Origin of the sequence: Frischella perrara (assembly GCF_000807275.1) — a bacterium.
GTDB classification, from domain to species: Bacteria; Pseudomonadota; Gammaproteobacteria; order Enterobacterales; family Orbaceae; genus Frischella; species Frischella perrara.
Genome location: NZ_CP009056.1, coordinates 277,040 through 301,710 on the forward strand (window position 1 = coordinate 277,040; position 24,671 = coordinate 301,710).

The 24,671-nt window shown below is 37.0% G+C and carries 17 protein-coding genes, 1 tRNA gene, 2 rRNA genes and 1 pseudogene; 18 read left to right on the forward strand and 3 right to left on the reverse strand.

From position 1 onward, the window contains the following. Nucleotides 1–6 precede the first annotated feature (6 nt). Nucleotides 7–1,653, reverse strand: coding sequence for a hypothetical protein (locus FPB0191_RS01350; protein WP_039103451.1), 1,647 nt, complete (start codon nt 1,651–1,653; stop codon nt 7–9). A gap of 282 nt (nt 1,654–1,935) precedes the next feature. Between FPB0191_RS01350 and greA the strand changes: the two genes are divergently transcribed. Beyond that, nucleotides 1,936–2,412: a transcription elongation factor GreA gene (gene greA, locus FPB0191_RS01355; protein WP_039103453.1), complete on the forward strand. Its 477-nt coding sequence runs from the start codon at nt 1,936–1,938 to the stop codon at nt 2,410–2,412. A 39-nt stretch (nt 2,413–2,451) separates the two neighbouring features. Here greA and yhbY read toward each other — a convergent pair whose 3' ends face one another. Beyond that, the gene (gene yhbY, locus FPB0191_RS01360) at nt 2,452–2,748 is read right to left on the reverse strand and encodes a ribosome assembly RNA-binding protein YhbY (protein ID WP_039103455.1); all 297 of its coding nucleotides are present in this window, start codon (nt 2,746–2,748) and stop codon (nt 2,452–2,454) included. Between the two features lie 103 nt (nt 2,749–2,851). On the opposite strand from yhbY, the gene rlmE reads away from it, so the two are divergent. From rlmE to ispC, 5 genes are all read left to right on the forward strand, one after another. After that, a complete protein-coding gene (gene rlmE, locus FPB0191_RS01365; RefSeq protein WP_039103457.1) occupies nt 2,852–3,478 on the forward strand; it encodes a 23S rRNA (uridine(2552)-2'-O)-methyltransferase RlmE in 627 nt (208 codons plus the stop codon). Nucleotides 3,479–3,556: 78 nt separating this feature from the next. Then, nucleotides 3,557–5,467 carry an ATP-dependent zinc metalloprotease FtsH gene (ftsH, locus tag FPB0191_RS01370; RefSeq protein WP_082018203.1) on the forward strand — a complete coding sequence of 637 codons (1,911 nt, stop codon included), beginning with the start codon at nt 3,557–3,559 and terminating at the stop codon, nt 5,465–5,467. Between the two features lie 65 nt (nt 5,468–5,532). Next, entirely contained in the window at nt 5,533–6,369 is an 837-nt protein-coding gene (gene folP, locus FPB0191_RS01375; protein WP_039103459.1) for a dihydropteroate synthase, read from the forward strand. 127 nt (nt 6,370–6,496) lie between these two features. Continuing rightward, entirely contained in the window at nt 6,497–7,840 is a 1,344-nt protein-coding gene (glmM, locus tag FPB0191_RS01380; RefSeq protein WP_039103461.1) for a phosphoglucosamine mutase, read from the forward strand. An 81-nt stretch (nt 7,841–7,921) separates the two neighbouring features. Next, nucleotides 7,922–9,136: a 1-deoxy-D-xylulose-5-phosphate reductoisomerase gene (gene ispC, locus FPB0191_RS01385; RefSeq protein WP_039103463.1), complete on the forward strand. Its 1,215-nt coding sequence runs from the start codon at nt 7,922–7,924 to the stop codon at nt 9,134–9,136. A 111-nt stretch (nt 9,137–9,247) separates the two neighbouring features. Here the strand turns inward: ispC and tusB are convergent, their stop codons facing one another. Then, the gene (gene tusB / locus FPB0191_RS01390; protein WP_162485143.1) at nt 9,248–9,520 is read right to left on the reverse strand and encodes a sulfurtransferase complex subunit TusB; all 273 of its coding nucleotides are present in this window, start codon (nt 9,518–9,520) and stop codon (nt 9,248–9,250) included. 84 nt (nt 9,521–9,604) lie between these two features. Here tusB and tsaE point away from each other — a divergent pair, with 84 nt between their 5' ends. The 12 genes and pseudogenes from tsaE to FPB0191_RS01450 all read left to right on the forward strand — a co-directional run bounded on the left by tsaE (nt 9,605) and on the right by FPB0191_RS01450 (nt 24,612). Further along, a complete protein-coding gene (gene tsaE / locus FPB0191_RS01395) occupies nt 9,605–10,063 on the forward strand; it encodes a tRNA (adenosine(37)-N6)-threonylcarbamoyltransferase complex ATPase subunit type 1 TsaE (protein WP_039103465.1) in 459 nt (152 codons plus the stop codon). Between the two features lie 104 nt (nt 10,064–10,167). Then, nucleotides 10,168–10,863 (forward strand): annotated as a pseudogene (locus FPB0191_RS01400) (N-acetylmuramoyl-L-alanine amidase); the annotation flags it as partial. Nucleotides 10,864–10,880: 17 nt separating this feature from the next. After that, nucleotides 10,881–12,827 (forward strand): DNA mismatch repair endonuclease MutL, encoded by a 1,947-nt coding sequence (gene mutL, locus FPB0191_RS01405; protein ID WP_039103467.1) that lies wholly within the window; start codon nt 10,881–10,883, stop codon nt 12,825–12,827. Nucleotides 12,828–12,836: 9 nt separating this feature from the next. After that, on the forward strand, nt 12,837–13,760 hold the full coding sequence (gene miaA, locus FPB0191_RS01410; RefSeq protein ID WP_039103469.1) for a tRNA (adenosine(37)-N6)-dimethylallyltransferase MiaA: 924 nt from the start codon (nt 12,837–12,839) through the stop codon (nt 13,758–13,760). 422 nt (nt 13,761–14,182) lie between these two features. Further along, on the forward strand, nt 14,183–14,434 hold the full coding sequence (gene hfq, locus FPB0191_RS01415) for an RNA chaperone Hfq (protein WP_039103471.1): 252 nt from the start codon (nt 14,183–14,185) through the stop codon (nt 14,432–14,434). Between the two features lie 28 nt (nt 14,435–14,462). Further along, nucleotides 14,463–15,761 carry a ribosome rescue GTPase HflX gene (gene hflX, locus FPB0191_RS01420; protein ID WP_039103473.1) on the forward strand — a complete coding sequence of 433 codons (1,299 nt, stop codon included), beginning with the start codon at nt 14,463–14,465 and terminating at the stop codon, nt 15,759–15,761. A 16-nt stretch (nt 15,762–15,777) separates the two neighbouring features. Next, nucleotides 15,778–17,001 carry an FtsH protease activity modulator HflK gene (gene hflK / locus FPB0191_RS01425; RefSeq protein WP_052236676.1) on the forward strand — a complete coding sequence of 408 codons (1,224 nt, stop codon included), beginning with the start codon at nt 15,778–15,780 and terminating at the stop codon, nt 16,999–17,001. Between the two features lie 11 nt (nt 17,002–17,012). Then, the gene (hflC, locus tag FPB0191_RS01430; protein WP_039103475.1) at nt 17,013–17,993 is read left to right on the forward strand and encodes a protease modulator HflC; all 981 of its coding nucleotides are present in this window, start codon (nt 17,013–17,015) and stop codon (nt 17,991–17,993) included. 59 nt (nt 17,994–18,052) lie between these two features. After that, entirely contained in the window at nt 18,053–19,351 is a 1,299-nt protein-coding gene (locus FPB0191_RS01435) for an adenylosuccinate synthase (protein WP_039103477.1), read from the forward strand. A gap of 488 nt (nt 19,352–19,839) precedes the next feature. Further along, nucleotides 19,840–21,373: ribosomal RNA gene (locus tag FPB0191_RS01440) — 16S ribosomal RNA — on the forward strand. Between the two features lie 58 nt (nt 21,374–21,431). Further along, a tRNA-Glu gene (locus FPB0191_RS01445) sits at nt 21,432–21,507 on the forward strand. A gap of 204 nt (nt 21,508–21,711) precedes the next feature. After that, a 23S ribosomal RNA gene (locus tag FPB0191_RS01450) occupies nt 21,712–24,612 on the forward strand. Together the 16S and 23S rRNA genes with 1 tRNA gene alongside form the textbook arrangement of a ribosomal RNA operon. Nucleotides 24,613–24,671 lie beyond the last annotated feature (59 nt).

Genomic DNA, 24,671 nt, shown 5'->3' on the forward strand with positions numbered 1-24,671 from the left:
AACATATCAATAGTTTATTAAACGATTGTTATCAATAGAATAAAAATTATTGTTTGTTTGCAATTTACCGCTTAGATTTAATGGGTCTAAGGTACCGTTTAATTCAACCGTAAATTTATTAGTGTTTAAAGGATTGTTAATTATATGCCATAATGACAAAATCTGACTATTAACAGTATGGGCTTGCAAGGTTAAAGATTGAACATCTTTGGGGTTTGTTAAACAGACCTCTCCCTCTAAAAATCCTTTCTCAACTAAACTACTAAAGGTTATTTCACTACATTTAGGTTTAAAATTAATAATAAGATCGGGTTTCTCAAGGTTTATTTTATTCAATATACCGTGTTCAGCCTTAATCGATATAATTCCATTTAATTTAAGTGCATTAGCCTTCGAATGAAGTTGCACATTCTTACCGAAAGTTTCAAAAGCATCTAATTGAAACGGCAGAGTAGGATTGGTTGAAATGATAAAACTCGGCATCAGAATGAATTGTTTAATATTAATTTGAGTAAATAAGTCATTAGTAATATCCACTTTATTTAAAGATTGATACCAATTATTGGGTAATTGGTAGTAAATTCCCGATGCAATCAGAGAATCAATGTTTAATGACTTATTTTGTAGATTACCTGAAAAGTTAATATTCCCTTTATTCCAATTAGCAATCCCATGCTCAATTATAAGTTGGTCATTATCGAGATGCCATTGTAATAGTGGATTATTAATTGATTCATCAAACCAAATAACATTTTCAGCGTTAAACATTAAGTTTGATTTTTCCAGTTGCCAACCTTGTTGGTAATTGAGATTAGAGACTTCTAAATTACCATTTTCAATAATAAAATTAGGTAAATTAATGCTACTATTTAAAATAGACAATTTTCGAATAGTGATTTTAGGCCAGTCCATAAACATTTTGTTTATGTGTGCAATATCAAGTTTAGATTGATAATTTAATTTATTGATTTTTAATCTATTAACATATAATGAATTATCAGGAAAAACACTAATATTGCCGTTTATTGCAGCCTGAGAAAGATCTGCTCCAAAATTGGTAATATTTAGTTGGCGATTTTTTTGATTACCTTCAATCAATATCGAATCAATACTGAAATCATCAAATTGTGCTTTTTCGACAGTGAAACTAAATTCACTATCTGTTTGTCGGGTTAATACTTGGGAATTCCAAGGTTTTATTCCACCGGAAAGATTTATTAAGTTAATTTTATGATTTATAGGTGTATTTTCATAATTAATGGATACATGATTAAGCTGTAAAAAATCGGTAGAAATACCTTGTGTATTAGAAGCAGCATTGATCTCACCATCAAATACATAAACATAAGCAAATGATTGATATTGTAATAGATGATTTGATTTGAGTCCGACTATTAATTTATTAGCGGTAAGATTATTTTTACTCTGGGTTTTATCCTGAATATAAATATTTTCAAATGTGAGTTCAAAAGGTTTTGCCATTGAATGAGAGATTTTACCAATGGAAATATCATAATTGGGAATCCAGTACATTAATAACTTACTTGTATATTTTGCTCCCCAATTGGTTTGTAACAAAAAATAAGGTAAAACAATACCAAACCAAGCAATGGCAATCAAAATATAGAAAAATAGTTTTAGACGATTAAGCATGTTTGATTGATTTGAAATAATGATAAATTAACTTTTAGTATTATACTGATTTTTTTTAGAGATAAAATTGATAGTTTAAATAAATGAAAATAGTAGGGGTTATAGGTTTTTTTGCATGTGCATTAATGCTTGCCTTATCTCAAATACACGCTAATATATTGATTAAAGGTTAAATAAGACTCTCCCTTTTGATAAGGGAGTGTTTTTTTATTGCTTATTGAAATTCAGCAATTGAATTTAAAATTGATTCTATAAGGAATAAATATCAAAGGTGAAATCATTATGCAACAGATTCCAATGACGATTAAAGGTGCTGAACTATTACGTGCAGAACTTGAAGAATTAAAAAATGTTAAACGACCACAAATTACTGCTGCGATTGCTGAAGCGAGAGCTCATGGTGATTTGAAAGAGAATGCTGAATATCATGCAGCCAGAGAACAACAAGGCTTTTGTGAAGGAAGAATTCAAGAAATTGAAGGTAAACTGGCGCAAGCACAAATCATTGATATTACAAAAATGAAAAATACTGGACGCGTAATATTCGGTTCCACGGTAACTGTATTAAATCTTGATACTGATGAAGAGATCACATATCGAATAGTTGGTGACGATGAAGCTGATTTTAAACAGAATTTGATTTCTGTAAATTCACCCATTGCTCGTGGTTTAATTGGTAAAGAAATTGATGATACTGTTTCGATTAATACCCCTGGGGGAGAAGTCGAATTTGATATTCTAAAAGTTGAATATATTTAATAAATATTGCCGCATTGCGCGGCATTTTTAGTGTTGTCTTCAACTTTTTGGTAGAGCGATTTTTTTATCTTCGCTTGGTTTAAATAAAGTAAGAATTGAACCAATTAGTTGTACTTGTGTGGCATCAGTTTCACGAATTATTGCATCGCAAATTAATTTTTTGGTTTCTCGATCTTCCGCCGAAACTTTAACTTTAATCAGTTCATGATATTCAAGTGCATTTTCTATTTCAGCTAATACACCTTCAGTTAACCCATTGGCGCCGATCATTACGACAGGTTTTAGATGGTGAGCTTCACCTTTTAAATACTGTTTTTGTTTGTTAGATAAATTCATTTAAATTACTATCAATAAGGGTTGTATTTTTGTTATTCTACCCTTATATAGTATAGAAATTCAATGGTTATTCACAATTGTGAATAAAAATCAAGGATTAAACGTGAGTAATAAAAAACGTTCAGCTAGCTCAACCCGTTGGCTAAATGAACATTTCAAAGATCAGTTTGTATTGCAAGCTCAAAAAAAAGGGTTGCGGTCTCGGGCTTGGTTTAAATTAGAAGAAATTCAGAAAACGGATAAATTATTTAAACCGGGTATGACAGTCGTTGATTTAGGTGCGGCGCCAGGCGGATGGTCACAATATGTGGCGTCTGTAATTGGCAATAAAGGTAGAATAATTGCATGTGATCTTTTACCAATGGATCCTATAGTTGGTGTTGATTTTTTACAAGGTGATTTTCGCGACGAAGCTGTACTCAATGCTTTACTTGCGCGAGTAGGTGAAGATAAAGTACAAGTCGTGATGTCTGATATGGCACCGAATATGAGTGGTCAACCAGCCGTTGATATTCCCAGAGCTATGTATTTAGTTGAGCTAGCGCTTGATATGTGTCGAGATGTATTAGCACCAAATGGCAGTTTTATTGTCAAAGTGTTCCAAGGAGAAGGATTTGAGCAATATCTGAAAGCTATTCGGGAAATGTTTAAAGTGGTTAAAATTCGTAAACCACAGGCATCTCGTGCCAGATCACGAGAAGTTTATATTGTTGCAACAGGGCGGAAGTAGCCAGTTGTTTTTTTTTGTAGTACTATTGTGCTCTATTTTTAAAGTAGCATAATCCATTATTTTTGAGGGGTTTTTCTTTTGAACGACATGGTAAAAAATCTGCTAATTTGGGGTGTTATTGCTGTTGTATTAATTGCTGTGTTTAATCAATATAGTTCTGTGTCAGGCAGCGGTCAACAAGTTGACTACATAACATTTAATAATGATGTTATTAGCGGTAAACTTAAAGAAGTTCACATTGATGGTAGAGAAATTAAAGCCATCACAAAAAATAATAATAGTTACGTGACTTATGTTCCTTATGAAGATCCTAAATTAATGGATATATTGAATGTTAATCACGTACCAACATATGGTACACCAGCCGATAAGCCGAGTTTATTGCTTACCATTTTGATTTCATGGTTCCCAATGATCCTCTTAATTGGTTTTTGGTTCTTTATGATGCGCCAAATGCAAGGTGGCGGTAAAGGCGGGCCATTATCAATTGGAAAAAGCAAAGCTAAAATGCTAACCCCTGATCAAATCAAAACTAAATTTACTGATGTCGCAGGTAGTGAAGAAGCTAAACAAGAAGTAACAGAAGTTGTCGATTTCTTACGTGATCCGGGTAAATATCAAAAATTAGGTGGACGTATACCAAAAGGTATTCTTATGGTTGGGCCACCAGGAACGGGTAAAACACTATTAGCTAAAGCCATTGCAGGTGAAGCTAATGTACCTTTCTTTAGTATCTCTGGTTCTGATTTTGTTGAAATGTTTGTTGGTGTTGGTGCTTCACGAGTACGTGATCTTTTTGAACAAGCACGTAAACATGCGCCATGCATTATCTTTATTGATGAAATTGATGCTGTAGGTCGCAAGCGAGGTAATGGTTCTATGGGAGGACACGATGAACGTGAACAAACATTGAATCAAATGTTGGTCGAGATGGATGGGTTTGAGACCAATAGTGGAATTATTATTATTGCAGCGACCAACCGCGCTGATATTTTAGATCCCGCTTTATTACGTCCTGGTCGATTTGACCGTCAAGTACAAATTGATCGACCAGACATGAAAAGTCGTGAGCAAATATTAGCAGTACATGTTCGAAAAGTTCCTTTAGAAAATAATGTTGATTTATCAGTATTAGCGAGAGGTACGCCAAATTATTCGGGTGCGGATCTTGCTAACTTAGTAAATGAAGCAGCTTTATTTGCTGCTCGGCGTAATAAACGCTTAGTTGGCATGGAAGAATTTGAAGAAGCTAAAGACAAAATCAATATGGGGACTAAGCGAACTTCGTTATCAATGAGTTTAGAAGAGTTAACAAATACTGCTTATCATGAGGCGGGTCATGCCATTGTAGGCTATTTAGTTCCTGAACATGATCCACTTCATAAAGTGACTATCATTCCTCGAGGAAGAGCATTAGGTGTGACGTTTTTCTTACCAGAAGGTGATCAAATTAGTAAAAGCCGTATTAGCCTTGAATCACAAATATCAACGCTATACGCTGGAAGAATTGCGGAAGGTTTAATTTATGGTGAAGATAAAATTACTTCAGGCGCATCAAGTGATATTCGTTATGCCTCCAGTCTTGCCCGAGCGATGGTGACTGAATGGGGTTTTTCAGATCGTTTACCACCAGTGCTATTTGAATATGAAGAATCATCATACGGACCATTAAAGCGAATTTCTGATAATACAGCAAAAATTATTGATGAAGAGGTTGAAGCAATCGTTGATCGTAACTATAAGCGTGCAAAACAGCTTTTAACCGATAATATTGACATTCTTCATGCAATGAAAGATGCTTTACTTAAATATGAAACCATCGGTATTAAACAAATAGATGAATTAATGCAACGTAAACCAATTACTCCGCCGGATGATTGGACAGAAAAAGATGAGCAAGCAGCGAATAAAACGCTACAACAAACTAACAATACCATGTTAGAACCTAATGAAAAATCATCAAGTGATGATTCATCTAATAATAGCTAGTTAACTTATAAATAAAAAACGCGCTGTAGCGCGTTTTTTTATAACTAATTTAAAGTGATAACATAATGGAAATCAAATTTAACCAATATACTATGGATCTAACATTTCCCCATGTAATGGGGATATTGAATATGACGCCAGATTCTTTTTCTGATGGTGGTCATTATAATAATCTTGATGCAGCAATGCATCGTGTTGATAAAATGATCCAAGACGGAGCAACATTCATTGATGTCGGAGGGGAATCAACAAGACCAGGAGCTGCCGAAGTTCATGTCGACGAGGAATTGGATCGAGTTGTACCTATTGTTGAAAAAATAGCTAAATATTATGATGTTTGGATTTCTGTTGATACATCCAAGCCACAAGTTATGCTTGAATCGGCTAAAGCTGGCGCTCATTTAATTAATGATATTCGCGCTCTAACTTTACCAGGGGCTATAGAAGCCGCACAAAAAGCGGGATTACCAGTTTGTTTGATGCATATGCAAGGTGAACCACAAACTATGCAACAATCACCTCATTATGATAATGATATCTATCATGAAGTCGATAGTTTCTTTGCACAACATATTCAACGTTGTATTGATGCAGGAATTGAACGACAGAAAATTATCTTAGATCCCGGCTTTGGTTTTGGTAAAACGTTACAACATAATTATCGATTATTAGCTAAATTGTCTGATTTCCACCATTTTGGTTTACCGCTGTTAGTTGGGATGTCACGTAAATCAATGATCGGGCAAGTTCTAAATGTACCGCCATTAGAAAGAATGATTGGTAGTGTGACATGTGCTGTAATGGCAGCTATGAAGGGCGCACAAATTATTCGTGTTCATGATGTTAAAGAAACTTTTGATGCTTTACGTTTAGTACAAGCAACATTAGCGGAACAAAATTAAAAATTATTTGGGATAAAATTACTAAGTCAACTTAATAAATCAGCATTGCTAAATACAAGTCAATATTATATTGTTACGGCAATGTAAATAAGATCCAAAGTAATCTGAAATAAGAAGGAGTAGCAGGATGTCAAAAAGAAAATATTTTGGTACTGATGGTATCCGTGGAAAAGTTGGTGAATATCCTATTACACCTGATTTTGCCTTAAAGTTAGGTTGGGCTGTTGGTCGTGTATTAGCCAAAGAAGGCATAGGAAATGTGTTAATTGGTAAAGATACTCGTATTTCAGGTTATATGTTAGAGTCTGCACTAGAAGCCGGTTTTGCATCTGCTGGCGTAGCTGCTGCGTTTACCGGACCTATGCCAACACCGGCAATTGCCTATTTGACACGTACATTTCGTGCTGATGCCGGCGTAGTTATTTCAGCTTCTCATAACCCTTTTTACGATAATGGTATTAAATTCTTTTCTACTGAAGGTAAAAAATTACCCGATGATGTTGAAGCACTTATAGAAGCTGAACTTGAAAAACCATTAGTATGTGTTGCATCAGATAAATTAGGTCGTGCGAGCCGAATTACAGATGCGGCTGGGCGTTATATTGAATTCTGTAAAGGGTCATTTGATCATGAACTGAGTCTTTCAGGTTTAAAAATAGTGGTTGATTGTGCCAATGGTGCTACTTATCACATTGCACCCAATGTATTAAAAGAATTAGGTGCACACGTAATTAAAATTGGCTGTAATCCAAATGGTATGAACATCAATGAAAAATGTGGTGCGACTGATGTTGATGCATTAATTGAAAAGGTCTTAGAAGAAAAAGCAGATCTAGGCTTCGCTTTAGATGGTGATGGTGATCGAATTATTTTGGTTGATCATAACGGTCATAAAGTTGATGGCGATCAGATTATATATATCATAGCACGTGAAGCATTACGCAAAGGACAATTGCAGGGTGGTGTAGTTGGAACACTAATGAGTAATATGGGGCTTGAAATAGGTCTTAAAGAGTTAGGTATACCATTTGTTCGAGCTAAAGTAGGTGACCGCTATGTTTTAGAAAAACTAATCGAAAATGATTGGCGGTTCGGAGCTGAAAATTCTGGGCATGTTTTGCTTTTAGATAAAACAACTACAGGCGATGGTATTATTGCTGGTTTACAGGTTTTATCCGCCATGATTCGTAATAAAATGTCGTTAGCTGATTTAAGTTGTGGTATGAAGCTATTTCCGCAAGTTTTATTGAATGTTCATTTATCAGGTTCAACAGATCCATTGAATCATCAACAAGTAAAAGACGTTATCCAAGAAGTTGAATTAGCACTAGCAGATAAAGGTCGATTATTAATTCGTAAGTCTGGCACTGAACCTTTAATTCGAGTAATGGTTGAGGGAGAAGATAAAACGTTAGTAACACAATATGCTCAATGTATTGTTGATGTGATTAAAAAAGTTAATGCTAATTAATTTTATTTATTGAATATAAAATCATAGTATTAAATATCATGTATCTTCAGGTATTAAGGAAATTCAATAGGCAATAATAATATGACTTATTTAATCCCCAAAAACATTGCTATTCTCGGCTCAACAGGTTCAATTGGTTGTAGTACATTAGCGGTTATTCGACAAAATCCAAATTTATTTAAAGCTTATATCCTAGTAGGTGGGCAAAATATAACTAAAATGGTTGAGCAATGTATTGAATTTCGACCTAAATATGTTGCTATGGCTGAAATGAATGCGGCTAAAACATTACAACAAGCTATTGAGCATTTACATCTTGATGTGACTATTTTATCGGGTGAGCAAGATATTTGTGATTTAGTTCAATTACCTGAAGTTGATTATGTTATGGCTGCTATTGTTGGGGCGGCCGGATTACGTTCTACACTAGCCGCTATAAAAAAAGGAAAGCGAATTCTTCTAGCGAATAAAGAGTCATTAGTAACTTGTGGGCATTTGTTTATGCAAGCAGTTAAAGATTATAATGCTCAATTACTTCCCGTTGATAGTGAACATAATGCAATTTATCAGAGTTTACCTAAGTTAGTCCAAGAACAATTAGGTTTTGCATCATTAATTGAGCATGGCATTAGTAAAATTGTATTAACAGGTTCTGGTGGACCTTTTAGGGACAGAGATATAGCGACTTTAAAACAAGTAACACCACAACAAGCTATTGCACATCCAAATTGGTCAATGGGGAAAAAAATATCGGTAGATTCGGCAACTATGATGAATAAAGGATTAGAATATATCGAAGCGCGATGGTTATTTAATGCTAATCAAGAAGAAATGGAAATCATTATTCATCCGCAGTCAATTATTCATTCAATGGTTCGTTATATTGATGGCAGTGTAATAGCTCAACTGGGTAATCCAGATATGTGCACACCAATAGCTTATGCTATGTCTTATCCTGATCGCATTTATTCAGGTGTTCCGCCATTAGATTTTATGCAATTGTCACAGTTAACGTTTCAACAACCAGATTTTAAACGCTATCCTTGCTTGAAATTGGCCATTGAAGCTTCACAAAGTGGGCAAGCAGCAACGACAGCATTGAATGCTGCAAATGAAATAGCTGTTGAAGCTTTCCTTAAGCAAGATATTGGTTTTATGGATATTGCTACAGTTGTTGATCAAGTGCTAAATCAATTAACTCTAGCCGAACCACAATCAATTGATGAAGTCTTTATCATTGATAATTGGGCTAGAGAGTTAAGTCGAATTGTTATTAGCAATAAAAATAAATCGTAAATTTATTTTGTATTTTTTGTGTCATTGATGATAGCATTAGTAATGAGTTAACGCTTATTACACTAAAGATTAAGAGTAATTTAAATCTGTATAATAAATAGGTTAACCATTTTACCATGCTATTTGGGGCGAATATTTTTCAGTAAGTTTAACAACCTTTAACATATCAATAATTTTAATTTCTGAATCGACAAGCTGCGTTAATCCACGCGCGGCTAAATCACTTTCTAATGCATAACAATGTGGAGTGATAGTCTTAATTTGTTTGATAATTGCGTTATCTCTTAAGGTTAAAATAACACCATTTTGCCAGAATAAAATGATATCATTAGGTAGTATCAAGTTGATATCGATGGTTGTATTCGCGATTGTGTGTAATGTCATATTTAAGCCGTAATTTGTAAACATTTCCTTAATAGCGTCTATTCTTCTATAATAATTATTAAGAGTCTAGAAGAGAATGTTAAAATGTCACACTTAATACGCTTAAAAACCGAGCAAGATACAATTGATTTGGGTAAACGATTAGCTTTAGTTTGCTTAGATTACCTTAACACCCATGATGATTCAATTATAATTTATCTTGAGGGTGATTTAGGTGCTGGAAAAACGACCTTTAGTCGTGGATTTTTACAAGCCTTGGGTCATAAAGGAAATGTGAAAAGTCCCACTTATACATTAGTTGAGCCTTATGAATTTAAGGAATTTTCTGTTTACCACTTTGATTTATATCGTTTAGCTGATCCAGAAGAATTAGAATTTATGGGAATTAGAGATTATTTATCTAAACGTAGTATTTGTTTAGTTGAATGGCCAAGTCAAGCGTCTGGTGCTTTACCAAATGCTGATGTCAACATTCATTTGATTTACGATAACTTTTCACGAATTGCAAATATCGATCTAATAACAAATAAAGTACATTTATAACAGGTAGAATTTTTAGATTAAATAGAGTTTATATATCCATGAAGATATCTTTTAAAATGCTTATATTGTCTTTTATGACACTTTTTATATGCTTTACAGCTGATGCAAAGGTTATTATAGCAATTGATGCTGGACATGGAGGTAAAGATTCAGGAGCAATCGGAAAGAAAAATCTTTATGAAAAGGACGTAACCCTTTCAATTGCCAATAAGCTAATGACTATAATGAATAAAGACCCGGAAATAAAAGCAATTTTGACGCGCAAAAACGATTCGTATATTTCTGTGTTTCAGCGTTCAGAAATTGCTCGTAAAAATAAAGCGGATTTATTAATTTCTATCCATGCTGATTCTGCCCCTAATCGTAATGCAACAGGCGCATCTGTTTGGGTTTTGTCTACTAAACGAGCAGATACTGAATTAGGTCGTTGGTTAGAAAAACATGAAAAGCAATCTGAACTTCTGGGTGGCGCTGGAGATGTTTTATCTGGCGAAGCAAGTCATCCCTATCTAAGTCAAGCAGTGCTTGATTTACAATTTTCATACGCTCAGCGAGTTGGATACGGTTTAGCAAGTGATATCTTAAAAGAAATGAATAAAGTTGTGACTTTACATAAACGAGAACCCGAACATGCAAGCTTAGGAGTCTTGAGATCACCAGATATACCATCTGTTTTGATAGAGGTTGGATTTATTTCAAATTTAAGTGAAGAACGATTACTTAAAAGTCAGACTCATCAAGATAAAATTGCACAAGCAATTTATAGAGGTCTTAAGATATATATCAAGAAAAATCCGATGATAAAGGAAAAACATTGATGACTATTCATATTCTGCCCCCAGAGTTGGCGAATCAAATTGCAGCCGGTGAGGTAGTCGAAAGACCGGCGTCAATTATTAAAGAATTAGTAGAAAATTGTATTGATGCAGGGGCAACTCAAATCGATATTGATATTGAACAAGGTGGGTGTAAATTAATTCGTATTAGAGACAATGGTTGTGGTATCAGTAAAAGCGAATTAGCCTTGGCATTAGCAAGACATGCGACAAGTAAAATCACTAATCTTGATGATTTAGAAGCCATTGTAAGCTTAGGATTTAGAGGGGAGGCTCTCGCTAGTATTAGCTCAGTATCTCGATTAACGCTAACATCAAGACCACAATCGCAGACAGATGCTTGGCAAGTGTATGCTGAAGGGAGAGAAATGACACCCATTATCAAGCCTGCATCGCATCCTGTTGGAACGACTGTAGAAGTATTAGATATTTTCTATAATACACCAGCAAGACGACGTTTTTTAAAAACTGAAAAAACAGAATTTTCACATATTGATGAAGTTATACGTCGTATAGCATTAGCCTATCCTAATATAGCTTTTAACTTTCAACATAATGGTAAATTAGTTAAGCAGTACCGAGTTTCCCAGTCAAGTGATCCAATAGATAAGCGCATTGTGACTGTTTGCGGCACAACTTTTATGCAAAAGGCGATTAAATTATCATGGCAACATGATAATTTATCAATTAACGGATGGATTGTAGCTAAAACAACGCAAGAGCCGATGCAGTATTTCTATGTCAATGGCAGAATTGTGAAAGATCGTTTACTTAATCATGCCCTAAAGCAGGCTTTTCAAGAAAGAAACAAATCTTCAATTCATTCAACAGATCAGACATTAAGCTATATTATTTATTTGGAAGTTGATCCGCATCAGGTTGATGTGAATGTGCATCCAGCCAAACATGAAGTAAGATTCCATGAATCCAGATTAGTTCATGATTTTGTACATCAAGCGGTGGTGATGGCATTACAGCAAATAGAGCAGCAAACCGAGCAATTGAAAGAATCCACGTTGCCAGTGAATCTTACCGAACCATTGTATGGTAATCATCTTGATTATAAAAATGAAAATCGCATGGCAGCAGGTCGGAGTGTTTTTGATAAGCGTTTTGAAAAAAATGAATCAGTTAAGCAAAATGGTTATGCTAATTATATTGATAAATCTCAAGTTAAAAAGAATGATCATCTTAACGAAAACAAAATATATGGGCGATTAATTCAACAACCTAGCGCTAACTATTCTGGAGTGGATACCTCTATTTCTCAAGAACAGCAAGCCGTTATTGATTCATTATTTCCTAAAAGAGATGATTCTTTAGTTATTCCAAAAAATGAAATTAAAGTATCCTCTGCAACTCAATTAGGAAAAGTACTGGCAATTGTAAATAATGAATATGCGTTACTTGAAAAGAGCCAGCAACAACAGCAACAATTTAGTTTATTATCTTTAAAGAAAGCACAGTTAATCCTGTTAAATGCTGAATTATTAGAAAAAGACAAAACCCCAAATATTGAACGTTTATTAATCCCGTTATCAATGCTATTAAATAATGAAGAACAACAAGTTATGATTCAGTATCAAAAGGTACTTGAAGAATTTTCGTTCGAATTTGAAATTGAGAGATCAAAGTTTCTTTTAATGGCAGTTCCTAAATTAATGCGTAAAGCTAATTGGCAGAAAATTATACCTAGTTTGACAAAATTTTTATCAAAAGAGAATGGGGCTATCATAAATAATCAAGAAATAATGAAATGGTTATGTGATCATTATATAAACAGTGATGAATATTCTCAGATACTCTGGAATATTCCTAAAGCAATACAACTATTGTCAGAACTCGAAGAACTCGATCCTCAATCTTATGATCCGTGTGAGATCATTAAATCTCTAGATTCATTATCATTTATTGAATTATTTAAGTAATATTTAATTATGAATAAACCGCAAATTTTAACTTTAATGGGGCCTACTGCTTCGGGAAAAACGGCTCTTGCTATGGCACTAAGTGATGATTATCCAATTGATATAATAAGTGTTGATTCAGCACTTATATATCGAGGAATGGATATAGGAAGTGCTAAACCTTCTACAGAAGAATTGATTGCTTACCCCCATAAATTAATTAATATTAAAGATCCCGCAGAAAGTTATTCGGCAGCTGATTTTCGGCATGATGCTATTAACGAAATAAAAACATCTTTAAGTCAAGGACGAATACCATTATTAGTCGGCGGTACCATGCTTTATTTCAAAGCGTTAATTGATGGCTTATCACCTCTACCAGCAGCTAATGAAAATATCCGAAAACATATTGAAGAAAAAGCGAATCGACAGGGTTGGCAAGCGATTCATGAACAACTGATGGAGGTTGACCCTATTTCTGCTTCACGAATTCACCCTAATGATCCACAGCGCCTTAATCGCGCATTAGAAGTCTACCTAATTACGGGTAAAACACTAACCGAATTAACTGAGAATAAAGGAGAAAGTTTACCTTTTAAAGTTATTCAATGCGCAATAAATTGTGATGATCGTAAATTATTGCATGATCGAATTGAAAAAAGATTTTTGATGATGTTAGAACAGGGATTTGAGGATGAGGTTAAGCTTTTAATGCAGCGTAATGATTTGCATCTTGATTTACCATCAATACGTTGTGTGGGATATCGACAAATGTGGCAGTACTTAGCGGGTGATATTAGCTATGATGAAATGATTTATCAAGGAATATGTGCTACACGCCAATTAGCAAAACGGCAAATCACATGGTTAAGAGGATGGAAACACTCAATAAATTGGTTAAAAAATGACAATTATAAGTCTTTCAAACAAATTTTTTTGGAACATTTTACGTAAATTTAAACAATTAATAGCCATAATTTGAGGATAATTATTTACACTAAATTATAATAAATTATCATTATTTTAACGGAAATTATTTGTAAAATAATGTATCGTATTTTTATAATTTAAAAATATTAAAATATTCGTTTAAATTTTTCTAATTATTGTATGTCTATATCTAATTTGAATAAATTGCGAGTAACTGGTATATTATTTTTTTGATATAAATCAATATTTAGTGAAAAAATAACATCATATTTTTAAATATTTTTACAAAATAAAAGAAATTTTAATAATTTCTGATAAATTTTCAGTTCAAGTGTTTAAGATTCTATTTTTTTATGATAATTTGGATCTCACAAAAGCTCAGAAATAGTGAATTGAGTTTTTGAAACATTTTTAGTTTCTTATTAGTAATCAAAAAGGAAAATTACATGTCAAAAGGGCAATCTCTACAAGATCCTTATTTGAATTTATTGCGCCGTGAACATATTCCGGTCTCAATTTATTTAGTTAATGGTATTAAATTACAAGGTCAAATAGAATCATTTGATCAGTTTGTTATCTTGTTAAAGAATACGGTTAGTCAGATGGTATATAAGCATGCGATTTCCACTGTCGTACCATCAAGACCGATTTCTAATTCGCTTGTGCAGTCTGAAGAAACAAGTGAAGATTCAAATTAATCTATTATTCTTAATAAAGGATATATAGTTGTTTGAACGTTATAAAGGTGGTGAAAAAGCCCTACTTGTCCATGTGTTTTTTTCTCATGAAAGTGATATCGAGGATTTAAAAGAGTTTGAGGTACTGGTATCCTCAGCTCGTATCGAAATTCTCGATATCATCACCACGTCTAGAAAATCCCCTCAAATCAAATATTTCGTTGGAGAAGGAAAAGCCCAAGAGATTGCTGAACTAGTCAAATTACATAATGCATCAGTGATTTTGGTTAACCATTCTTTAACGCCAACTCAAGAAAGAAATCTTGAAAAATTATGTGAGTGTCGTGTAGTTGATAGAACGGGGCTAATATTAGATATTTTTGCCCAGAGAGCTCGGACTCACGAAGGTAAGCTACAAGTTGAACTTGCTCAATTACAGTATCTTTCTACACGTTTAGTCCGCGGGTGGACACATCTTGAAAGACAAAAAGGCGGAATTGGGCTTCGTGGCCCAGGTGAAACACAACTTGAAACAGATAGACGATTAATTCGGCATCGTATCCAAGTTATCTTAAATCGTTTAGATAAAGTTGAAAAACAGCGCGCACTAAATCGCCAATCTAGATTAAAAGCGAATCTTTCTACTGTATCATTAGTTGGATATACGAATGCGGGTAAATCCACTCTTTTTAATGCCTTAACAAATTCTGATGTCTATGCTGCTAATCAACTTTTTGCAACTTTAGATCCCACCCTTAGACGAATTCAAGTTGAAGATGTAGGGGAAATTGTATTAGCTGATACTGTAGGATTTATACGTCATTTACCACATGATCTCGTAGCTGCCTTCAAAGCAACTTTGTTAGAAACTAAAGAATCTGAACTTATATTACATGTAATTGATGCAAGTAATGCTAATTTATACGACAACATAGAAGCTGTAGATCAGGTTTTAACGGAAATTGGTGCGGATAATATTCCAGTTTTATTAATTATGAATAAAATTGATTTATTAGATGGGCGTCAGGCTTCTATTGACCGTGATGAGAATGGTTTACCATTTCGTGTTTGGCTTTCCGCAGAAAATAAGGTAGGATTAGATCTTTTATTACTGGCTTTAAAAGAACGATTATGTAAACAGATTTATAATTGCCACATAAAATTGCCAATTAATTTAATTAGTTTGCGAAGTCGTTTTTACCAATTAAATAGTATAGTTAAAGAAATTGTTAACGAAGACGGTAGTTTTAGTTTAGCTATTCGTATACCATTAATTGAATGGAATCGATTATGTAAACAAAACCCAGATTTGTTATACTTAATTAATGATAAAGTTGAAATTAGTTAGATGGAGCACATAAAATATGGCGTGGAATCAGCCCGGAAATAACGGACAAGATAATGATCCATGGGGTAACAACAAGAGAAAAAAAACAAGTAATTCACCTGATAACATTTTAGAAAAACTTAATAACCTTTTTAAAAAACAACCATCTAACAACAATGGTGGTTCTAATAGTGTAAAAGCTCCATTTAATCTATCAGCACTTTTAGGTGGAATACTACTCCTTATTATTGGTATCTGGTTTATCAGTGGATTCTATACAGTAAATCAAAGTCAGCGTGGTGTAATTACACGTTTTGGACAAGTTCAATCAGAGATTGTACAACCTGGATTAAATTGGAAACCTTCATTGGTTGATAGTGTTCATTTGGTTGATACGCAGGGCACACAGAGTCTAAATGTTCACGGCTTCATGATAACTGCTGGCGAAAATTTAATTTTTGTTGAAATGAACGTTCAATATCGAATTACCAATCCAATTAAATACTTATTCAATGTTAAAAGTGTAGAAGATAGTTTACGTCAGGCGGCTGATAGTGCATTACGTACCGAAGTAAGTAGTTCAAATATGGATGCTATTTTGACTGATGGTCGTGCTGAACTTGAAACCAGAACCAAGCAACAACTAGTCGATACTATTTCAAATTATGATATGGGTATTACCATTGTTGATTTAAATTTCCAATCTGCTCGTCCGCCAGAAGAAGTGCAAGAATCTTACAATGATGCAAATCGTGCTCGAGAAGATCGTGATAGAGAGATAAATAAAGCTGAAGCAGATAAAGTTCAAATCATTCAGGAAGCTGAAGGTCGTGCTGCTAAAATCTTAGCGGATGCTGATTCTTATCGTGTCCGTGTTGAACTTGAAGCTCAAGGTGATGTTGCTCGTTTTGAAAAACTATTACCAGAATATCGAAATGCACCAGAAATTACTAAAGCTCGCCTATACATAGAGACTATGGAACGTATTTTAGCAAATACAAATAAAGTTATGGTTAATGATAAAAGTGGTAATTTATTAGTTTTACCATTAGAACAAATGTTAAATAGCAAGAACACTAACAGTAATAACGATATGAAAATCGAGCAATCTAATTTAAATACACCTAATAATAGTTCTATAAATAATGTAACTCCTCCAGTAGTTACGCCTACTGTAACTCAAACTAATGCTATCCCTCCATCAGATAACACAAATATGCTTCGTGGTAGCAATATTAATGCTATTAGAACAGGACGATAAGGAGAATAAAAATGCGTAAAATTATCATTCCTTTCGTTATCATATTGATTGGCGTACTATTTTCATCAGTTTATGTTGTAGAAGAAGGTACAAAAGGTATTGTTTTAAGATTTAATAAAATGATTGCTTTATCTGAACCCGGGTTACATTTTAAAGTTCCGGGTATTGATAATGTTCGAATTGTTGATGCAAAAATTCAAACTACTGATAGCTCCAAAAATGGAATGGAACAAAAATTCATCAATAGAGAAAAAAATTATCTAATTGTTGATTACTTTGTTCAATGGAAAATTACGGACTTTAAACGATATTATGAGACTATTGCTGGAGGCAATAGTATAGAAGATTTATTGATGGCCAGATTAAATGGTCGTTTACGTGCAGAAATAGGTAAATTAGACATTATAGATATCATTAATGATGCTAATACTGAAATGAAATCACGTAACTCATTGATGCTAAGAGTTAAAGATGCCCTAAATGGTAAACAGCCAAATGCTAAAAGTGATGAAAACATATCAAATGGACAATTTGATGATCAATCTGAAGGTAATTTAGAAAAAATCACAAGTATGAGGGCCTTTGGTGTTGAAGTTATTGATGTACGTATTAAACAAATTGATTTTCCAGCAGCAGTATCTAAATCTATCTATGATCGAATGAGTGAAGAACGTAAAGTATTTGCGCGTGATAAACGTTTTCAAGGCTATAAAAAAGCAGAAGAAATTCGAGCTCAATCAAGACTAACCGCGACTAAAATTCTATCTGAAGCAGAAAAACAAGCTAGAATTATTCGAGGTGAAGGAGATGCTAATGCTGCTAAAATTTATGCTGATACCTTTAGTAAAGATTTTGAATTTTTTAGTTTTATTCGTAGCCTGAAAGCCTATGAACAGAGCTTTAAAGAAAATGATATTATGGTAATAAGTCCAGATAGTGAGTTTTTCCGTTATATGAAACTCAATCCTAATATCAAATCTGATAAAAAATAATTGTTACTAATATTTGGTAGCGGTAGGAACTTAATTTAAATAAAAATGAGTATGTTACGATGAGTGATAATGTTGTTGTACTTGGAACACAATGGGGTGATGAAGGTAAAGGTAAGGTTGTTGATTTACTTACTGAAAAGGCTAAATATGTTGTTCGCTATCAAGGTGGGCATAATGCTGGTCATACTTTAGTCATCAATGGTGAAAAAACCGTTTTACATCTTATCCCTTCTGGTATTTTAAGACCAAATGTCATTAGTATTATAGCTAATGGTGTTGTGCTTTCTCCAGAAGCACTTATGAAAGAAATGAAAGAACTAGAAGAAAAAGGGATCCCTGTAAAAGAAAGATTACTTATTTCTGAATCTTGTCCACTTATTCTTCCATATCATGTTGCTTTAGATAATGCACGAGAAAAAGCAAGAGGCGCAAAAGCGATTGGTACGACAGGTCGGGGGATTGGTCCAGCCTATGAGGATAAAGTAGCGCGTCGCGGACTTCGAGTTGGCGATTTAAAAGATCGCCAAGTCTTTGCTGAAAAATTAAAAGAAGTTATGGAATACCATAATTTTCAGTTAGTTAATTTTTATAAAGCAGACGCCGTAAGCTACGATAAAGTACTAAATGATGTACTTAATATTGCTGATATTTTATTAGCGATGGTCGCTGATGTTCCAACGTTACTTGAATCTGCGCGTAAGAATGGCGAGAAAATTATGTTTGAAGGGGCACAGGGTACCTTACTAGATATTGATCATGGTACATATCCTTATGTAACTTCATCTAATACCACTGCAGGTGGTGTGGCAACTGGTTCGGGTTTCGGACCTCGATATGTAGGCTATGTGTTAGGAATTGTAAAGGCATATAGTACCCGAGTTGGCGCAGGTCCATTCCCAACGGAACTGTTTGATGATATTGGCGAATTTTTATGTAAACAAGGAAATGAATTTGGTGCAACTACTGGTCGCAGACGTCGAACAGGTTGGCTAGATATTGTGGCAATTCGTAAAGCAGTACAGCTAAATTCGGTTTCTGGATTTTGTTTAACTAAATTAGATGTGCTTGATGGATTAGAAAATGTAAAAATTTGTGTTGGCTACCAACAACCAGATGGTCATATCACTAAAATAGCACCATCTTCAGCTGAGGATATGAGTGAAGTAGTACCAATTTATGAAACAATGCCTGGTTGGAGTGAGTCAACGTTTGGAGCAAAAACAATTAATGATCTCCCGCAAGCAGCTAGAAACTATATTAAACGTATAGAAGAATTAACAGAAATTCCTATTGATATTATTTCAACCGGTCCTGATCGATTAGAAACAATGATCCTACGCGATCCATTTGAAATATAATTATCAAAAATACAAAGGCACCAATATTAGGTGCCTTTATTGTTAGTGTGAATAATAAAAAAGATCTAAAATGCATGTATTTTGTACTAAATTACATAATATCGCGCAAACAATAACCAAACGAAAGAAAAAGCTCAAAATAGAGTTGATCTAAAAAATAAGATGTCTATAATGCGCAACCACTGAGTGATTGAGACGAACGAAAAGAAAGTCTAGGTTGCAAAAGTGAAGTGAAGAAAGTTTTTAAAAAAAGTTAAAAAACTTCTTGACAGGAAATAAGAGGTAGCGTAGTATACGCAACCCTTGAGACAGTAAGCCGAAACGGAAAAAAACTGTCAGCTCTTTAAAAAGTAAATAACAGACAATCTGTGTGGGCACTGTTAGGACAAAGAATTAAAGTCTATGGGCTTAAAAGAAATCAAGTCTTAATAAGTGACACTGAAGATTCATTTGAATATGTCAGAGACAGTTATTGAGCATCAAACTTTAAATTGAAGAGTTTGATCATGGCTCAGATTGAACGCTGGCGGCAGGCTTAACACATGCAAGTCGAACGGTAACATGAGTGCTTGCACTTGATGACGAGTGGCGGACGGGTGAGTAATGTATGGGGATCTGCCGAATGGATTGGGACAACAGTTGGAAACGACTGCTAATACCGAATAATGTCGCGAGACCAAAGGGTGCTTTCGGGCACTTGCCATTTGATGAACCCATATGAGATTAGCTAGTTGGTGGGGTAAAGGCTCACCAAGGCGACGATCTCTAGCTGGTCTGAGAGGATGACCAGCCACACTGGAACTGAGACACGGTCCAGACTCCTACGGGAGGCAGCAGTGGGGAATATTGCACAATGGGGGAAACCCTGATGCAGCCATGCCGCGTGTATGAAGAAGGCCTTAGGGTTGTAAAGTACTTTCGGTGATGAGGAAGTTATGTGTGGGATAAGCACATATAATTGACGTTAGTTACAGAAGAAGCACCGGCTAACTCCGTGCCAGCAGCCGCGGTAATACGGAGGGTGCGAGCGTTAATCGGAATGACTGGGCGTAAAGGGCATGTAGGCGGATGATTAAGTTAGGTGTGAAAGCCTCGGGCTCAACCTGAGAATAGCATTTAAAACTGGTGATCTGGAGTACTGTAGAGGGAGGTAGAATTCCACGTGTAGCGGTGAAATGCGTAGAGATGTGGAGGAATACCGGTGGCGAAGGCGGCCTTCTGGACAGATACTGACGCTGAGATGCGAAAGCGTGGGGAGCAAACAGGATTAGATACCCTGGTAGTCCACGCTGTAAACGATGTCGATTTGGAGTTTGTTGCCTAGAGTGATGGGCTCCGAAGCTAACGCGATAAATCGACCGCCTGGGGAGTACGGCCGCAAGGTTAAAACTCAAATGAATTGACGGGGGCCCGCACAAGCGGTGGAGCATGTGGTTTAATTCGATGCAACGCGAAGAACCTTACCTGGTCTTGACATCCACAGAATCTTTCAGAGATGAGGGAGTGCCTTCGGGAACTGTGAGACAGGTGCTGCATGGCTGTCGTCAGCTCGTGTTGTGAAATGTTGGGTTAAGTCCCGCAACGAGCGCAACCCTTATCCTTTGTTGCCAGCGATTAGGTCGGGAACTCAAAGGAGACTGCCGTTGATAAAACGGAGGAAGGTGGGGACGACGTCAAGTCATCATGGCCCTTACGACCAGGGCTACACACGTGCTACAATGGCGTATACAAAGGGAAGCGAAGGTGCGAGCTGGAGCGGACCTCCTAAAGTACGTCTAAGTCCGGATTGGAGTCTGCAACTCGACTCCATGAAGTCGGAATCGCTAGTAATCGTGAATCAGAATGTCACGGTGAATACGTTCCCGGGCCTTGTACACACCGCCCGTCACACCATGGGAGTGGGTTGCACCAGAAGTAGATAGCTTAACCGCAAGGGGGGCGTTTACCACGGTGTGATTCATGACTGGGGTGAAGTCGTAACAAGGTAACCGTAGGGGAACCTGCGGTTGGATCACCTCCTTACGAAGCGCCTGGCAGTGTTCACACAGATTGTTTGTTATGAAGTATAAAGTTGTTATACGTCCCCTTCGTCTAGAGGCCTAGGACATCGCCCTTTCACGGCGGTAACAGGGGTTCGAATCCCCTAGGGGACGCCATTAAAGACGGTCAACTTTATACGATAAATTATCTTTGTATTTACTGATAAGTGAATAGAGAGATAAAGCTCTTTAACAAGTAGGAACAAGCTGAAAGAAACGAGTTCTCGAATGATGTTGGAATTGCATGAATGAATTTATGTGGTGAAGATATGATAAGAGAAGAAAGCGTAAAAGAAAACCAGAGACAACTGTGAGTTGTAAGGTTAAGAAATTAAGCGTACACGGTGGATGCCTAGGCAATCAGAGGCGATGAAGGACGTGTTAATCTGCGAAAAGCGACGGTAAGCTGATAAAGAGCGTAATAGCCGTCGATGTCCGAATGGGGAAACCCAATGCAGGTAACTGCATTATCATATGATGAATACATAGTCATATGAGGCGAACCGGGAGAACTGAAACATCTAAGTACCCCGAGGAAAAGAAATCAACCGAGATTCCCGAAGTAGCGGCGAGCGAACCGGGAGGAGCCCAAAGTGGGAAGCATATAGAGTTAGTGGAATTATCTGGAAAGTTAGACGATAGAGGGTGATAGTCCCGTACACGAAGACTAGATATGTGAAAGCTTGAAGAGTAGGGCGGGACACGTGATATCCTGTCTGAAGATGGGGGGACCATCCTCCAAGGCTAAATACTCCTGATTGACCGATAGTGAACCAGTACCGTGAGGGAAAGGCGAAAAGAACCCCGGCGAGGGGAGTGAAATAGAACCTGAAACCGTGTACGTACAATCAGTGGGAGCTGTTACCATTGGGTAATAGTGACTGCGTACCTTTTGTATAATGGGTCAGCGACTTATATTCTGTAGCGAGGTTAACCGAATAGGGGAGCCGAAGGGAAACCGAGTATTAACTGTGCGTTAAGTTGCAGGGTATAGACCCGAAACCCGGTGATCTAGCCATGGGCAGGTTGAAGGTTGGTTAACACTAACTGGAGGACCGAACCGACTAATGTTGAAAAATTAGCGGATGACCTGTGGCTGGGGGTGAAAGGCCAATCAAACCGGGAGATAGCTGGTTCTCCCCGAAAGCTATTTAGGTAGCGCCTCATGTATAACTGTTGGGGGTAGAGCACTGTTTCGGCTAGGGGGCCATCCCGGCTTACCAACCCGATGCAAACTCCGAATACTGACAAGTTTGAGCATGGGAGACACACGGCGGGTGCTAACGTTCGTCGTGAAGAGGGAAACAACCCAGACCGCCAGCTAAGGTCCCCAAGTCATAGTTAAGTGGGAAACGAAGTGGGAAGGCTTAGACAGCTAGGATGTTGGCTTAGAAGCAGCCACCATTTAAAGAAAGCGTAATAGCTCACTAGTCGAGTCGGCCTGCGCGGAAGATGTAACGGGGCTAAAACTATGCACCGAAGCTGCGGCAGTATGCGAAAGCATATTGGGTAGGGGAGCGTTCTGTAAGCCTGTGAAGGTATCCTGAGAGGGGTGCTGGAGGTATCAGAAGTGCGAATGCTGACATAAGTAACGATAAAGCGGGTGAAAAGCCCGCTCGCCGGAAGACCAAGGGTTCCTGTCCAACGTTAATCGGGGCAGGGTGAGTCGACCCCTAAGGCGAGGCAGAGATGCGTAGCTGATGGGAAACGGGTTAATATTCCCGTACTAGATATAACTGCGATGGGGTGACGGAGAAGGCTAGGTTTACCATATATTGGATAATGGGTTAAGCGTGTAGGGGTGTGATTAGGCAAATCCGGTCACTGAAACCCTGAGGCGTGATGACGAGTCACTAAGGTGGCGGAGTAATTGATGCCATGCTTCCAGGAAAAACCTCTAAGCATCAGGTTATATGTAATCGTACCCGAAACCGACACAGGTGGTCAGGTAGAGAATACTAAGGCGCTTGAGAGAACTCGGGTGAAGGAACTAGGCAAAATGGTGCCGTAACTTCGGGAGAAGGCACGCTGATGGTAATTGAAATCCCATGCGGATGTAGGTGAAATCAGTCGAAGATACCAGCTGGCTGCAACTGTTTAATAAAAACACAGCACTGTGCAAACACGAAAGTGGACGTATACGGTGTGACGCCTGCCCGGTGCTGGAAGGTTAATTGATGGGGTTATGCGCAAGCAGAAGCTCTTGATCGAAGCCCCAGTAAACGGCGGCCGTAACTATAACGGTCCTAAGGTAGCGAAATTCCTTGTCGGGTAAGTTCCGACCTGCACGAATGGCGTAATGATGGCCAGGCTGTCTCCACCCGAGACTCAGTGAAATTGAAATTGCCGTGAAGATGCGGTGTACCCGTGGCAAGACGGAAAGACCCCGTGAACCTTTACTATAGCTTGACAGTGAACATTGAGCCTTAATGTGTAGGATAGGTGGGAGACTGAGAAATGTGTACGCCAGTATGCATGGAGTCGACCTTGAAATACCACCCTTTAATGTTTGATGTTCTAACCTATGCTTCTGAATCGAGGCAAGGGACACTGTCTGGTGGGTAGTTTGACTGGGGCGGTCTCCTCCCAAAGAGTAACGGAGGAGCACGAAGGTTAGCTAATCCTGGTCGGACATCAGGAGGTTAGTGCAATGGCAAAAGCTAGCTTGACTGCGAGAGTGACGGCTCGAGCAGGTACGAAAGTAGGTCATAGTGATCCGGTGGTTCTGAATGGAAGGGCCATCGCTCAACGGATAAAAGGTACTCCGGGGATAACAGGCTGATACCGCCCAAGAGTTCATATCGACGGCGGTGTTTGGCACCTCGATGTCGGCTCATCACATCCTGGGGCTGAAGTAGGTCCCAAGGGTACGGCTGTTCGCCGTTTAAAGTGGTACGCGAGCTGGGTTTAGAACGTCGTGAGACAGTTCGGTCCCTATCTGCCATGGGCGTAGGAAAATTGAGAGGGTTTGCTTCTAGTACGAGAGGACCGAAGTGAACGCACCGCTGGTGTTCGGGTTGTGATGCCGATTGCATTGCCCGGTAGCTACGTGCGGAATAGATAAGTGCTGAAAGCATCTAAGCACGAAACTAGCCTTGAGATGAGTTTTCCCTGAAGAGATTCAGTAAGGTCCGTTCGAGACTAGGACGATGATAGGTCAGGTGTGTAAGTGTAGTGATACATTGAGCTAACTGATACTAATGAGCCGAGAGTCTTAACCTTACAACTCGGAGTTGTTTTTGGAAAGAAGAGCTTGTTCTGAAGAGTTAGAGAAGTTAGAC

Coding starts and splice junctions, on each gene's coding strand:
- FPB0191_RS01350 (WP_039103451.1), bottom strand. CDS start 1,653: ATGCTTAATCGTCTAAAACTATTTTTCTATATTTTGATTGCCATTGCT.
- greA (WP_039103453.1), top strand. CDS start 1,936: ATGCAACAGATTCCAATGACGATTAAAGGTGCTGAACTATTACGTGCA.
- yhbY (WP_039103455.1), bottom strand. CDS start 2,748: ATGAATTTATCTAACAAACAAAAACAGTATTTAAAAGGTGAAGCTCAC.
- folP (WP_039103459.1), top strand. CDS start 5,533: ATGGAAATCAAATTTAACCAATATACTATGGATCTAACATTTCCCCAT.
- glmM (WP_039103461.1), top strand. CDS start 6,497: ATGTCAAAAAGAAAATATTTTGGTACTGATGGTATCCGTGGAAAAGTT.
- ispC (WP_039103463.1), top strand. CDS start 7,922: ATGACTTATTTAATCCCCAAAAACATTGCTATTCTCGGCTCAACAGGT.
- tusB (WP_162485143.1), bottom strand. CDS start 9,520: ATGACATTACACACAATCGCGAATACAACCATCGATATCAACTTGATA.
- tsaE (WP_039103465.1), top strand. CDS start 9,605: ATGTCACACTTAATACGCTTAAAAACCGAGCAAGATACAATTGATTTG.
- mutL (WP_039103467.1), top strand. CDS start 10,881: ATGACTATTCATATTCTGCCCCCAGAGTTGGCGAATCAAATTGCAGCC.
- miaA (WP_039103469.1), top strand. CDS start 12,837: ATGAATAAACCGCAAATTTTAACTTTAATGGGGCCTACTGCTTCGGGA.
- hfq (WP_039103471.1), top strand. CDS start 14,183: ATGTCAAAAGGGCAATCTCTACAAGATCCTTATTTGAATTTATTGCGC.
- hflK (WP_052236676.1), top strand. CDS start 15,778: ATGGCGTGGAATCAGCCCGGAAATAACGGACAAGATAATGATCCATGG.
- hflC (WP_039103475.1), top strand. CDS start 17,013: ATGCGTAAAATTATCATTCCTTTCGTTATCATATTGATTGGCGTACTA.
- FPB0191_RS01435 (WP_039103477.1), top strand. CDS start 18,053: ATGAGTGATAATGTTGTTGTACTTGGAACACAATGGGGTGATGAAGGT.